The sequence below is a fragment of the Blautia sp. AF14-40 genome, assembly GCF_003479665.1.
In the GTDB taxonomy this organism is placed as follows: domain Bacteria; phylum Bacillota; class Clostridia; order Lachnospirales; family Lachnospiraceae; genus Fusicatenibacter; species Fusicatenibacter saccharivorans.
On sequence record NZ_QUHK01000016.1, the window covers coordinates 45,344 to 58,450 of the forward strand.

Annotated in this window: 13 protein-coding genes; 11 read left to right on the forward strand and 2 right to left on the reverse strand. The window is 49.5% G+C overall.

Features of this window, described 5'->3' with window-relative positions; translation table 11 throughout:
- Positions 1–169 precede the first annotated feature (169 nt).
- The 3 genes from DWW13_RS12010 to DWW13_RS12020 all read left to right on the forward strand — a co-directional run bounded on the left by DWW13_RS12010 (position 170) and on the right by DWW13_RS12020 (position 5,200).
- Positions 170–1,468, forward strand: coding sequence for an alpha-L-fucosidase (locus tag DWW13_RS12010; RefSeq protein WP_256372493.1), 1,299 nt, complete (start codon positions 170–172; stop codon positions 1,466–1,468).
- Positions 1,469–1,495: 27 nt separating this feature from the next.
- Complete coding sequence (locus DWW13_RS12015) at positions 1,496–2,509, forward strand: glycoside hydrolase family 18 protein (RefSeq protein WP_117510263.1); 1,014 nt, start codon at positions 1,496–1,498, stop codon at positions 2,507–2,509.
- Between the two features lie 153 nt (positions 2,510–2,662).
- A complete protein-coding gene (locus tag DWW13_RS12020; RefSeq protein ID WP_118720191.1) occupies positions 2,663–5,200 on the forward strand; it encodes a transglutaminase domain-containing protein in 2,538 nt (845 codons plus the stop codon).
- Positions 5,201–5,248: 48 nt separating this feature from the next.
- Here the strand turns inward: DWW13_RS12020 and DWW13_RS12025 are convergent, their stop codons facing one another.
- Positions 5,249–5,851 carry an HAD family hydrolase gene (locus DWW13_RS12025; protein ID WP_055228500.1) on the reverse strand — a complete coding sequence of 201 codons (603 nt, stop codon included), beginning with the start codon at positions 5,849–5,851 and terminating at the stop codon, positions 5,249–5,251.
- Positions 5,848–6,084: a hypothetical protein gene (locus DWW13_RS12030; protein WP_022463181.1), complete on the reverse strand. Its 237-nt coding sequence runs from the start codon at positions 6,082–6,084 to the stop codon at positions 5,848–5,850. Before DWW13_RS12030 ends, DWW13_RS12025 begins: the two co-directional genes overlap by 4 nt.
- A 237-nt stretch (positions 6,085–6,321) precedes the next feature.
- On the opposite strand from DWW13_RS12030, the gene DWW13_RS12035 reads away from it, so the two are divergent.
- From DWW13_RS12035 to DWW13_RS12070, 8 genes are all read left to right on the forward strand, one after another.
- On the forward strand, positions 6,322–6,723 hold the full coding sequence (locus tag DWW13_RS12035) for a hypothetical protein (protein WP_117805015.1): 402 nt from the start codon (positions 6,322–6,324) through the stop codon (positions 6,721–6,723).
- Positions 6,724–6,744: 21 nt separating this feature from the next.
- Positions 6,745–7,584 (forward strand): DUF5685 family protein, encoded by an 840-nt coding sequence (locus DWW13_RS12040; protein ID WP_022463183.1) that lies wholly within the window; start codon positions 6,745–6,747, stop codon positions 7,582–7,584.
- Between the two features lie 6 nt (positions 7,585–7,590).
- Positions 7,591–8,298 (forward strand): J domain-containing protein, encoded by a 708-nt coding sequence (locus DWW13_RS12045; protein WP_117805014.1) that lies wholly within the window; start codon positions 7,591–7,593, stop codon positions 8,296–8,298.
- Positions 8,299–8,586: 288 nt separating this feature from the next.
- Positions 8,587–9,966 carry an aminopeptidase gene (locus DWW13_RS12050; protein WP_055221450.1) on the forward strand — a complete coding sequence of 460 codons (1,380 nt, stop codon included), beginning with the start codon at positions 8,587–8,589 and terminating at the stop codon, positions 9,964–9,966.
- Positions 9,967–9,991: 25 nt separating this feature from the next.
- A complete protein-coding gene (locus DWW13_RS12055) occupies positions 9,992–11,341 on the forward strand; it encodes a hemolysin family protein (protein WP_179964666.1) in 1,350 nt (449 codons plus the stop codon).
- 8 nt (positions 11,342–11,349) lie between these two features.
- Positions 11,350–11,826, forward strand: coding sequence for an Lrp/AsnC family transcriptional regulator (locus DWW13_RS12060; RefSeq protein ID WP_118720195.1), 477 nt, complete (start codon positions 11,350–11,352; stop codon positions 11,824–11,826).
- A 110-nt stretch (positions 11,827–11,936) separates the two neighbouring features.
- Complete coding sequence (locus tag DWW13_RS12065) at positions 11,937–12,443, forward strand: SEC-C metal-binding domain-containing protein (RefSeq protein WP_055221393.1); 507 nt, start codon at positions 11,937–11,939, stop codon at positions 12,441–12,443.
- An 82-nt stretch (positions 12,444–12,525) separates the two neighbouring features.
- On the forward strand, positions 12,526–13,077 hold the full coding sequence (locus DWW13_RS12070) for a 4'-phosphopantetheinyl transferase family protein (RefSeq protein WP_022463189.1): 552 nt from the start codon (positions 12,526–12,528) through the stop codon (positions 13,075–13,077).
- Positions 13,078–13,107 lie beyond the last annotated feature (30 nt).

Below are 13,107 nucleotides of genomic sequence, written 5' to 3' on the forward strand. Positions count from 1 at the left end.
GATATTTCCTGTGGCGTGAAAAAAGGCATATTACAGTGTAAAACGGTAATATGCCTTTCTTTTTGGGCAAGAACTGATATAATGGGAAGAAACAATAAAGGGGTAATTAGATCGGATAAAAAAGCTATGCCCGGAGTCTTTTAATCCGGGAGTACAAAAAAAGGAGGAGCTGGAAGAGATGATGCAGGACTGGTTTCGGAACGCGAAGCTGGGCATTTTTATCCATTATGGGATTTATGCGGTGGGTGATGTGTCAGAGTCATGGTCGTTCCACAACGGAAATATTTCTTATGAAGATTACATGAAACAGTGTGAAGGCTTTACAGCATCGAAGTTTGATGCGAAAAAATGGGCGGAGCTGTTTCAAAAAGCAGGTGCGCAGTACGTGGTTATGACAGCGAAGCACCATGACGGCGTGGCACTGTTTGATACCGGATACAGTGATTTAAGTGTTGTGAAGAAAACACCGGCAGCGCGCGACCTTGTAAAAGAGTATACAGCTGCCATGCGTGAGGCAGGTCTGAAGGTCGGCCTTTATTATTCGCTGATCGACTGGTCGGATCCGCGGTACCGCACGGTTTACCCGGAAGGAATGAAAAAAGAAGACTGTCTGAACGATATCTATGGTTCCCCGGCCGGAAAAGAGGAGGAGCCGGAGAAATGGCAGGAGTTTCTGGAATTCAACAATCATCAGTTAAAAGAACTGATGTCAAATTACGGAACGGTGGATCTTTTATGGTTTGATGGTGACTGGGAACGGAGCGCGGCACAGTGGAAGATGCCGGAATTCAGGGAATATCTGCATACCCTGAATCCGAACGTTGTATTGAATTCGAGAATGCAGGGCTATGGAGATTATGAGACACCGGAGCAGGGAATTCCGCTGTACGGACCGAAAGGCGAGTGGGAATTCTGTACGACAATCAACGATTCCTGGGGATATCGTCCATCGGACAATGATTACAAGAGCAGCGGTCAGATTGTGCGCATGTTCTGCGACTGTATCACCCTTGGAGGAAGAATGCTGCTGGATATCGGACCGAAGGAGGACGGAACGCTGGATGAACGCCAGGAGAAAGTTCTTCTGGATCTGGGCGGATGGATTCATGACCATAAGGAAGCGGTATTTGGAACAGAAAAAGGACTGGATTACAATCATTTCCTCGGCGGAAGCACGATTTCGGCGGATAAGAAGACGATGTATCTTTTCGTCTATGATAAGCCGCAGGAGACACTGTGTGTGAAAGGCATTAAAACACCGGTAAAAAGGGTGACGGTTCTGCATACGGGAGAGGAGCTCCGGTTCTCCTACACAGGTTCACTTCCATGGAGCGGCATTCCGGGAACGCTCTGGATCTGGGCCGGAGAGATGAGCATTCATCCGTTTGCAACGGTTGTGAAGGTGGAGCTTGAGGATGAGATCACCTACAATCTGGGACACGGGGAAGTCGTAACATTTAATGAGTAAAACGATTCGGACAGAGGAGCTTATGAGATGAAGAGAATAATTGGCTATGTAAATACGGCGGATTTAAATCATATGCGAGAAGAGGATGTGCGGGCACTTACCGTGATCAATATTGCATTTGGTCTGATCCGGGACGGAGAAGTTGTATGGGATGCAAAGGATGCACGGGATGGAATAGTATCCATTCGGAAAAGCAACCCGGAGCTGAAGATTGTATTGTCCGTAGGCGGCTGGGGAGCAGACGGCTTTTCCCAGGCTGCAAGAACAAAAGAGGGAAGAGAGCGGTTTGCTGCGAGTGCACTTGCAATTGTGAAGGAGTATGGTCTGGACGGCATTGACATTGACTGGGAGTATCCGGGCACATCGCTGGCAGGAATTGCGTCGGACAGATCGGATAAAGAGAATTATACGCTGCTTCTGGCGGAGCTTCGGAAGACACTGGACGCGTACAGAGAAGGCATGCTTGTAACGACAGCAGTCGGCGGAGATGTTTACTTTGCACTGCAGACAGATATGAAGGAGGCCTCCCGGTATCTGGATTATGTGCAGCTGATGACGTATGATCTGCAGGGCGGTTTCCAGAAGGTGACGGGACATCATGCGGCGCTGTATCACAGTGAGGGAAATTTGTTTGATGCATGTGTGCAGAAGGCAGTGAACGGTTTTGTAAATGCAGGCGTTCCAATGGAGAAGCTGATTCTTGGCGTACCGTTTTATTCCAGAAAATGGGATGGAGTAAAAGGCGCCGGATGCCGCAACGGGCTTGGAATGGAAGCAGAGACGGTCGGAGGATATGGCGGTGACTATGGCGAGCTCAAAGAGAGCTGGATCGGAAAGAGGGGATTTATCCGGTATTGGGATGAGCAGGCAAAGGTTCCGTATCTGTTTGACGGGGAAACATTTATCAGCTATGAGGACTGCGAGTCACTTGGGGTGAAAATTGCGTACCTGAAAGAAAAGGGCATGGGGGGCATTATGTTCTGGGAGTATAAATGCGATCCCAGCGGAGAATTACTTTCATTTATAAAGAAAAATATGTAGCGTAGTGACCCACAGCCGGTATGTGAAAAGGCTCCTCGCTCCGGTGTTCCTGAAAAATCGCAAGGAATCCTTTTTCACATGGCGTCTGCCGCCGGTGGGCGGATGTACGTTGTGGAGACGGATAGGAAAAAAGAGAAAGGGATAGATAGAATCATGATCTCAGAAAATTTGAAAAAATATGCAACGGAAAAATTTGAGGGACGGAGAGAGCTTCTGGCTCCGGTGATGCCTGTTATCGAAGAAAAATTGAAACAGTGCAGTGAAGAAGAGGTTGTGCTGATGAAGTTTCTGTATGGTACGATGCCGGTAAGGGATGCGGGAGAATATGGATTTAACCTTTTTCTTTCGTACGTGAAGCATGCGCTGATGCTGCGGGAGAAGGTGGCATGGTGTAAGGAACTGCCGGAGGATGTGTTTGTAAATTATGTGCTGTATGACCGGATCAATTCCGAGGATATTACGGACTGCAGACCGTTTTTTTACGAGCAGATTATGGGGCGTGTAGCCGGAATGAGTCTTTGGGAGGCAATTCTGGAGATTAATTACTGGTGTGCGGAGCATGCAACGTATGAGGCGACGGACAGCAGAACGGCATCTCCGATGACGATGTATCGGAGCGGAAAGGGACGCTGCGGCGAGGAGTCAACGTTTGCAGTTACGGCGTATCGGAGTGTCGGTATTGCGGCGCGGCAGGTCTATACACCAAGATGGGCGCACTGTGATGACAATCATGCATGGGTTGAGGTGTTTGTGGACGGCGAGTGGCATTTTCTCGGCGCCTGCGAGCCGGAAGAGGTGCTGGATACCGGCTGGTTTTCCGGTCCGGCGAATCGGGCAATTCTGATTCATACGCGGAACTTTTCGGATTATGTGAAGGAAAGTAACGAGGAGTATCTTGGAAAAGAAGGAGCGCTGTACTACTTTAACCATACAGATTTTTATGGCAGAACGAAGCTGGTGAAGATTCTTGTGAAGGATGAGAATGGAAAACCGGCTGCAGGAGCGCATATTGCGGTTGAAATCCTGAATATGGCAGAGTTTTTCCCGGCTGCAGTGATGATTGCGGATGCGGACGGAGAAGTTCAGATGACACTTGGCCTTGGCGATATCCGGGTACGGGCATTTGACGGAATACGCCGGGCAGAAGCCATGATGAGGATAGAGGAGGAAGATTCGCTGGAACTGGTGCTGCAGGAAGAGGCGGTTCCGTCAGCGGATGATACGTGGCAGACGCTGGAAATCCGGGCACCGAAGGAGGTGCCGGTACGGAATGTCGTTGCCACAAAGGAGCAGAAGGAGCGCAATGCGGCACGGATGGCAGAGGCGGAACGGCTTCGGAAGGCACGGTTTGCAGCATGCTTTGATGAGAAAAAAGCTGCTGCGTATCCGGAAGCGGAAGAGATTTTCCACCGGGCAGGAGAGAATTTTGAGGAGGTTTATACATTCCTTTCCAAAGATGAAAATCCGAACCGGAAGAAGCTGCTGTTTTCGCTGGAATTAAAGGATGCGAAGGACTTGAAGGCATCCGTTTTAGAGGATCATCTCGACTGTGAGCAGGGGGATCTTCCAGAGGAGATTTTCAGGAAGGATCTTCTTTGCCCGCGTATTTTCCTCGAGGAGCTGACGCCATATCGGAGCATGATCCGCGGATTTTTTGAGGAAGAGACAAAACGCAGCTTTGCGGAGCAGCCGGAACGGATCCTGGATTATCTTAAGAAGAATATTACCTTCCATCCAGAAGAAGAGTATGATACAATCATGGCAACGCCGGTCGGCGTCCTTACGATGAAACAGGGAAGTCCGCTGGCGCAGAAGATTCTGTTTGTGGCAATCTGCCGGAGTCTCAATGTAGCGGCAAGACTGAATCCGGTGACCCTGGAGCCGGAGTATTATCATAATGGAGCCTTCCACAGTGTGGAAACAGAAGCTGCTGTCTTGGAAGAGGAGACAGAAAGCGCGGTTCTGGCACTGAATGCGGAGGATGGAAGCGTATGGAAGTATTATCAGACGTGGACTATCGGAAAGTGGAATGGAACGGTGTTTGAGACGCTGAATTACGAAGAAACCGCATTCAATGGCAAAACACTGGCTCTGACCCTGGAGCCGGGCTGCTATCGTCTGATTACAAGTATGCGTATGCCGAACGGTGACCAGCATGCCGCATACCGCGTGTTTGAACTGAAGGCGGGAGAAGCAAAAGAGATTTATCTGGAAACCGTGAAAAAAGAGCTGGATGAGCTGTTAGAGCACATCGAACTGCCGGAGATCACGCTGGAGGATCTGGATGGAAAGGCGCATACCCTGAACGATCTCACCAAAGACGGCCCGATCCTTCTGGCCTTCCTCGGAACCGGAGAGGAGCCGACCGAGCATGTTCTGAATGAGCTGATCGAAATCGCAGAGAAGTGGAATGCAAAAGACACTGCCATGGCAGCCGTGCTCCGCACGAAAGCCGACCTGGAAAACACGACTTTCCAGAAAGCCCGCGCAGCAATCCACAACATGTCCCTCTACCTCGACCCATCCGACGACGCCCCGGCGATCGCCGAAAAAATGGGAATCGATGCAGAAAAACTCCCACTGCTGATCCTCGCATTGCCGGGAAACATCGGCGGACGCGCTTATGCCGGATATAACGTCGGCAGCGTCGGACTGATGCTGCGGCTGATGGAAGAGGCGGCGAAAGCGTAAGTTAATACTAAAAAACAGGCTGACGCACGAATGCGGCAGCCTGTTTTTTTAAAGAACGCCCAGTTTTTTCAACTGTGCTACGCCATCTTCATATCCCATAAAATGAATTCCATGAATCCCTGCCTGCTCTGCGGCCTCGACGTTTGCTTTGGTGTCGTCAAGGAATACGCAGCGGTCCGGGGTGAGGGAGAATTTCTGGATCAGGTGCTGGTAGATCTCCGGTTCCGGTTTTGTTAAATGGCAGGTGTAGGAGAAGAGGGTTCCGTCCATGTAGGGGAGGAAGGGCATTTTCTCTTTGGTGCGCTCGAAGAGGTCTCCGGAGTAGTTGGAGAGGATGTAGAGGCGGTAGCCTTTTTCTTTTAAGGAGCGTACCCAGCTTTCTGCATACGGCAGCGGGGTGATGGTTTCCTCGCAGTGGGCGAAAACCTCTTTGATTTCTTCGGTGTATTCCGGGGCGAGGGAGCAGAATCCTTTTACAATCTCCGCCGGTGTGAGAATTCCGCGGTCGAACTGGCGCCAGTAAGGGCTTTCGAAGGTTGCGGCGGCGATTGCTTTCGTCTTTTCCGGACCGAAAGCAAAGCGTTTCAGATAGGACTCGTAGTCCCAGTTGACGAGTACGCGGCCTACATCAAAAATAATGGTATCAATCATGACTGTTTTTCTCCTTTGTCTGATTTGTCGTTCTCATCGCGGTGCGACAGAACCTTGGCAACCAGCATCATGGCATAGATGAGCACTGGTACGGTAATCGCACAGTAGAGGCAGACCGTCAGCGCCTTGTGTGCAAACGGCGTGTCGATAAACGCAAAAATCATGGCGCCAAGCCCGAATCCGATCAGGACCGCGATGGCGAGAAGGGCGCCGATCTGTTTGAGTCGTTTCATAGATGGGATTCTCCAATCAAAAAATAAATACATGGTATAGTGTAGCACAGCTTCCTTGAAACATCCATGAAAAATTGAAAAACTGTCTGCAGGAAAAAACAGAGCGTGTTTGAAAAATGCGACACTGCAAAATTTAAGGATTCTTTAGAAAAAATTAATGGCGCTTTCGATTGCTTTTTTCCCTCAAAAGGGATAGAGTATTGGCATATACTTTGAAAAAGGAGAAACGAGAACAAAATGGATAAACTGAAAGAAAAACTTTCCCGCCTGATGTACGGCCGCTACGGCATCGATCAGCTGGGCAATTTTATGATGTGGGCGGCAGTTGCCATGATGATTTTCGGAGCGGTTGTACGGAGCTCCCTTATCTACACCCTGGCACTCGTCCTGATCGTCTGGGCGGATGTGCGCATCATGTCCAAGAACCATTCCAAACGGTATGCGGAAAACCAGAAATTCCTGGAACTGAAAAACCGCGTCGCCGGATTCTTCCGAGGCGGAACCCGTGCATTCAAGGATAAAGAGCACTGCTACTTCCGCTGCCCGTCCTGCCATCAGCAGGTGCGTGTACCGAAAGGAAAAGGCCATATCGAGATCCGCTGCCCGAAATGCGGAACAAAATTCATCAAAAACACCTGATAAAAAGGAGCAGTGCGATTCATGTTTGGTTATGTGACCATCCGAAAGGATGACCTGAAAGTCAAAGATTACAACAAATATCAGGCATACTACTGCGGTCTGTGTCAGGATATCAAAGAGGCGTATGGAAAAAAGGGTCAGGCGATGCTGACGTTTGATATGACATTTCTTTCCATCCTGCTGACCGGGCTTTATGAGTGTGAGACAAAAGAAGAGGAGCATTACTGCTTTCTTCATCCCGGCAAAAAACATAAATGCCTGCGGAACAAATACACAAAATACTGCGCAGACATGAACGTGCTGCTCGCCTATTACAATCTGCTGGATGACTGGGAGGACGAGAAAAACTACGCGGCGTTTACAGTGGCAAAGGCTTTGAAAAAATCTGTGACACGCATCGAGGCATCGTATCCGCGCCAGACGAAAGCAGTGCAGGATTACCTCGAAAAGCTGCATGCATGCGAGAAGGAAAACAATCCAGACCTCGATCTTGCGGCGGGCTATACCGGAGAGGTGATGGCGGAGATCTATATTCCGGAGGAGGACATCTGGAGCGATGATCTGCGCCAGGTCGGCTTTTACATCGGAAAATTCATTTACCTGATGGATGCGCTTGATGACGTGGAAAAAGATAAAAAGAGCGGAAACTACAACCCGTTTCTGTCCATCGCAGATCAGCCGGACTTCGAGGAAACCGCAGAAAAAATCCTGCTGATGATGACGGCGGAAGCGTCGCGTGCATTTGAAAAACTTCCGATCCTAGAAAATGTAGACATTCTGCGAAATATATTGTATGCTGGTATCTGGGAAAAATACGAAATGCGAAAAAGCGCAAAAGAGCGCCAAAAAGAGGAGAAATAAAGACTGATGACAGATCCATATGAGGTGCTGGGCGTGTCCCGCGGGGCTTCGGACGATGAAATCAAAAAAGCATACCGAAAACTCAGCCGGACGTATCACCCGGATGCCAATATCAATAATCCGAATAAAGCAGAAGCAGAAGAAAAATTCAAACAGGTGCAGCAGGCGTACAAACAGATCATGGATGAACGCGAGCACGGCACCTCGTACCAGAGCGGAGGTTCGTCGTATGGCGGAGATGCTTACGGCGGCTATGGCCCGTTCGGCGGCTTCGACCCATTCGGCGGCGCGTACGGAAACGGCGGCTCCGCACGGAATGATTATGGAAATTCCGAGCAGGAAATGCGGCTGCAGGCGGCAGCCAACTACATCAACAGCGGCCACTTCCGCGAGGCGATGAACGTGCTGAACGACATTTCCGACCGCAGCGGAAAATGGTATTTCCTGCATGCGATCGCAAATTCGCGCCTCGGCAACAACATCAATGCCGTGCAGGATGCCGAGATGGCAGTCAAATTAGAACCGCAGAATCTGCAGTACCAGCAGCTTTTAAGCCAACTCCGGGGTGGGGGTCAGTGGTATTCCGACATGGGAAGCGGCTACGGCTACGAGAGAAGTGCAGGTGATCTCGGAAAATGGTGCTGTGAATGTATGGCAATCAATGCCATCTGCAATTGCTGCTGCTGCGGCGGAAGAGGATTTTTCTGCTGTTGATCAAAAAATAATTACAAGAAATGTATAAAAGTGAACATTCAGGGGAGAATAACAGTGTCATCGAAATTCCCCTGTTCGATGATACAAAAGAAAAATAAGGAAATACTTATCCTCCCCTTAAAAGCCCCGCTGCAACCGAAAAAACGGTTCGCTGTGGGGCTTTTTTCTAACAGCCGAAAGTCCTTGTTTTTCCCATCAAAACAGATTATAATGAAAGAGATCGCAATTATGACCGGAGCAAAAAAATACGAACGGATCATAGAAAGAAAACAGAAAGAGAGAAAAGCTATGGAACGAAAAACAGCATGGAATGAGTACAAGAAAAAAGATATGAAAAAGCTGGAAAAATTAAACGCCGGCTACCGCGCATTCCTGGATCACGGAAAAACGGAGCGCGAGTGTGTAAAGGAAAGTGTACGTCAGGCAGAAGAGGCCGGATACGTAAGCCTCGACACCTATGTAAAAGAAAATCGTGCGTTAAAACCGGGTGACAAGGTTTATGCTGTATGCATGAAGAAGGCCATTGCCCTGTTCCAGATCGGAACAAAGCCTCTGACAGAGGGTATGAATATTCTCGGTGCGCACATCGATTCTCCGCGTCTTGACGTAAAACAGAATCCACTGTATGAGGACAACGGATTTACATATCTTGATACCCATTATTACGGTGGCATCAAAAAATGGCAGTGGGTAACGCTTCCGCTTGCAATCCACGGTGTTGTAGCCAAGAAGGATGGCGAAGTAGTGGATGTAGTCATCGGCGAGGATGATAACGATCCGGTATTCTGTGTGACAGATCTCCTGATTCACCTTTCCAGAGAGCAGCAGACCAAACCGGCAAGTACGGTAGTAGAGGGCGAGAACCTCGATCTTCTGATCGGAAGCCAGCCGCTGGAAGGAACAGAGAAAGATGCAGTGAAAGCCATGACCTTAAAGCTCTTAAACGACAAGTATGGCATCGAAGAAGAGGATTTCCTCTCCGCAGAGCTTGAAATTGTACCGGCAGGAAAAGCGCGTGAGCTTGGTATGGATGCCAGCATGATTCTTGCATACGGCCAGGATGACCGTGTATGCGCATACACTTCTCTTGTCGCAATGCTCGAGGTGGAAGCACCGGAGAAGACATCCTGCTGCCTGCTCGTAGACAAAGAGGAGATCGGAAGCGTCGGAGCAACCGGCATGCAGTCTCATTTCTTCGAAAACACCATGGCAGAGCTACTTGCACTTGCAGGTGAGGGAACGGAGCTTGCACTTCGGAGATGTCTGGCTTCTTCCAGAATGCTTTCTTCCGATGTAAGTGCAGCGTTTGATCCGTTGTATGCAGCAGCATTTGAGAAGAAAAACGCTGCATTTTTCGGAAAAGGTATCGTAATTAACAAATTTACAGGAGCAGGCGGAAAGAGTGGCTCAAACGATGCCAATGCAGAGTACGTCGGAGCTCTTCGCGCTATCTTTGATGATGCAAAAGTAAATTGGCAGACAGCAGAGCTTGGTAAAGTTGATGTCGGAGGCGGCGGAACCATCGCCTACATCATGTCTCTGTACGGTATGGAAGTGATTGATTCCGGTGTACCGGTTCTCAGCATGCATGCTCCATGGGAAGTAACCAGCAAAGCAGATGTTTACGAGGCCAAGAAGGCCTATGTGGCATTTTTGAAAAACGCATAAATAATATTGAGGAGGTTTGAAACGTTTGGACAGTGACATAGTCGGCAGTATTCTTTTGCAGGTCGTATTGATAGCGGTCAATGCGGTATTTGCCTGCGCGGAGATCGCTGTGGTCTCCTGTAACGACGCTAAACTGGAAAAAATGGCACAGGAGGGAAACAAGAAAGCGGCAAAGCTGTTCCGTCTGACGGAGCAGCCGTCGCGTTTCCTCGCAACCATACAGGTTGTCATCACTCTCTCCGGATTTTTAGGAAGTGCTTTTGCGGCAGAAAACTTTTCGGGCAGATTCGTCTCGGTCCTGGTGGATGCGGGCGTGCAGATCCCGGAAAAGACGCTGGATGCCATTGCCGTTGTGCTGATTACGCTGCTTTTATCCTATATTACCCTGATTTTCGGCGAACTCGTGCCAAAGCGTCTTGCGATGCACAACGCTGAGAAAATCGCACTTGGCGTATCCGGTCTTGTGACCGCCGCCTCGAAAATTTTTGCCCCGCTGGTCGGACTTTTAACGGTATCGACAAACGGTATCCTGCGCCTTTTCGGCATTGACCCGAACGAGGACGACGATCAGGTAACAGAGGAAGAAATCCGGATGATGGTAGATGCCGGCAGCGAAAAAGGTACCATCGACAACGAAGAAAAAGATATGATTCAGAACGTATTTGAGTTCGATGATCTGACGATCGACGAAATCTGCGTCCACAGGACCGATGTGGATCTTCTGTGGATGGAGGATTCGATTGAGGAGTGGGAACAGCTCATCCATGAGAGCCGCCACTCGTATTACCCGGTCTGCGGCGAAACTGTGGACGATATCATCGGCGTTCTGGATGCCAAGGATTATTTCCGGCTTCGCACCAAGGACCGCGATCATGTCATGAAAGAAGCAATCAAACAGCCTTATTTTGTTCCTGAAAACATCAAGGCTGCCACGCTGTTCCAGAACATGAAAAAGACCGGCAACTATTTTGCCGTGGTTCTGGATGAGTACGGCGGCATGGATGGAATTATCACCGTGCGTAACCTGATCGAGCAGCTTGTCGGGGACTTGAATGATGAGGCGGAGATCGGGCAGCCATCGGAAATTGAGCTGATTTCCACAGATACCTGGAAAATCATGGGAAGTGCCTCGTTGGATGATGTGGCGGAGGAACTGAAGATCAAACTGCCGGTCGATGAATATGAAACGTTCGGCGGCTACATTTTCGGCGAACTCGGTGCGGTTCCGGATGACGGCAGCCAGTTTGAACTCGAGACCGACGATCTCTGGATCAAGGTCATGCGGGTCAAAGAACACCGCGTGGAAAATACGGTGGTAAAGAAACTGCCTCCGAAAGAAAAAGGAGAGCAGGAGGAACGTAAGGAGAGGGAATGAAACGTGAATTGGATACAGCAGACCGGAAAATTGTGGAACTGCTGCAGGAAGATGCAAGGCTTCCGCTCAAAAGTATTGCAGACAAGGTAAGTCTCACTTCGCCGACGGTTTCGGCGAGAATCGACCGCCTGGAAAAGGACAGGGTGATCACCGGCTACCGCGCGAGTGTGAACCCGGAGGTTTTCGACTATCGGATCAAGGCATTCATCAATCTGGAGGTTGAGCCGGTGCGGAAAAAGGAATTCTATCCGTACATCACCGACTGCCCGAATGTGATCGAGTGCAACTGCGTGACCGGCGACTATTCGATGCTGATGGAGGTTGTGTTCCACACGACATCTGAGCTGGATCAGTTTATCGGCCAGCTTCAGCATTTTGGAAGAACGAAGACGCAGATCGTGTTCTCTACATCGGTGGAACACAGAGGAATTCCGCTCGGCGATACCAGAATCCCGATTCTGGAGCAGGAAGAAGAAAAAGGTTGATTTTCTGCGGACTTTCCGATATACTAAAGCGTGTTACAAAAACCGGAATCCCGCTAGGGGACGGCGCGAAAAAACGCGCTCAGAGAAACAGATAAAGGATGGATAATAACATGAGTTTATTACAGAATTGGCGTGATATCGCCTATAATCAGGAAGCAGACAAAAAACAGCTCCAGCAGTTCTGGACCAATTATTTCCTGATTGAGAAAAACATTTACGAGCAGCTTCTTTCCAACCCGGATGAAGTGGTAAAAGGAACCGTAAAAGAGCTGGCAGAGAAATACAAAGTGGACGTTATGACCATGGTTGGTTTCCTGGACGGCATCAACGACAGCCTTGTGATCCCGAACCCGATCGAGGAGATGGAAGAGGATACCGTTGTTACACTGGCTTACGATAAAGAGCTTCTGTACAAAAACATGGTAGACGCAAAAGCAGACTGGCTGTACAACCTGCCGATGTGGGATGAGATCTTCACAGAAGAGCAGAAGAAAACGCTTTACATGGAGCAGAAAAAATCCGGCACTGTAATCAAGGGCAAAAAAATCGGAAGAAACGATCCATGCCCGTGCGGAAGCGGAAAGAAATACAAATACTGCTGCGGTAAAAACGCATAAAAAAGAATTTTCGAGAAGAGACCGGGGAGCCGAAAGTTGAAAGGCTTCGCGGTCTCTTTTTCTATGAAGAGGGAGAAGCAGGATGCAGGAGACGGTAGTTTATCTGAAAAAAATTACACAGCCGGAGGGCGAAAAAAAAGAGCTGGAACGGGAACTCTCGCAGTGCGGATGGGAGCTGTTCCGGATGGGAATGCAGGAACAGTATGGGCTGGATGGAGAAAAGATAACGATCGAACGGAATGCGCACGGAAAACCGTACCTGCCGGGGCATCCGCAGATCTGTTTTAATATTTCTCATTCGGGGGAATACGCTGCCTGCGCTTTTGCTTCCATTCCGATCGGCATGGATCTGCAGCAGCACCGCCGCGCTGCCTGGGAGCGCATGGCAGAACGGTATTTTTCCGCCGAAGACCAGAAACGCCTTGCCGCAGCGGAGAATGCTGAAACGCTGTTTTTCCGGATCTGGACCGAGGAGGAGAGCTACGGCAAGTGGAGGGGAACCGGTCTTTCGGGTTCTCTTGGAACGGAAAAGAAAGAGGGCTTCTGCACACATTTCAGTCCGGAGAAAGGATATGAAGGCGCCGTCTGGGCAGCGGAGCCCGTGAAAATCTGCATGAAAAGAATAGAACCATAAAAACCGTGCATAACCTGTCCCGCCATCTCA

What these genes read in the sequence shown, in the direction of transcription:
- DWW13_RS12065 (WP_055221393.1), top strand. Translation starts at nt 11,937, where the DNA reads ATGAGTTTATTACAGAATTGGCGTGATATCGCCTATAATCAGGAAGCA.
- DWW13_RS12070 (WP_022463189.1), top strand. Translation starts at nt 12,526, where the DNA reads ATGCAGGAGACGGTAGTTTATCTGAAAAAAATTACACAGCCGGAGGGC.
- DWW13_RS12030 (WP_022463181.1), bottom strand. Translation starts at nt 6,084, where the DNA reads ATGAAACGACTCAAACAGATCGGCGCCCTTCTCGCCATCGCGGTCCTG.
- DWW13_RS12040 (WP_022463183.1), top strand. Translation starts at nt 6,745, where the DNA reads ATGTTTGGTTATGTGACCATCCGAAAGGATGACCTGAAAGTCAAAGAT.
- DWW13_RS12050 (WP_055221450.1), top strand. Translation starts at nt 8,587, where the DNA reads ATGGAACGAAAAACAGCATGGAATGAGTACAAGAAAAAAGATATGAAA.
- DWW13_RS12045 (WP_117805014.1), top strand. Translation starts at nt 7,591, where the DNA reads ATGACAGATCCATATGAGGTGCTGGGCGTGTCCCGCGGGGCTTCGGAC.
- DWW13_RS12035 (WP_117805015.1), top strand. Translation starts at nt 6,322, where the DNA reads ATGGATAAACTGAAAGAAAAACTTTCCCGCCTGATGTACGGCCGCTAC.
- DWW13_RS12020 (WP_118720191.1), top strand. Translation starts at nt 2,663, where the DNA reads ATGATCTCAGAAAATTTGAAAAAATATGCAACGGAAAAATTTGAGGGA.
- DWW13_RS12015 (WP_117510263.1), top strand. Translation starts at nt 1,496, where the DNA reads ATGAAGAGAATAATTGGCTATGTAAATACGGCGGATTTAAATCATATG.
- DWW13_RS12025 (WP_055228500.1), bottom strand. Translation starts at nt 5,851, where the DNA reads ATGATTGATACCATTATTTTTGATGTAGGCCGCGTACTCGTCAACTGG.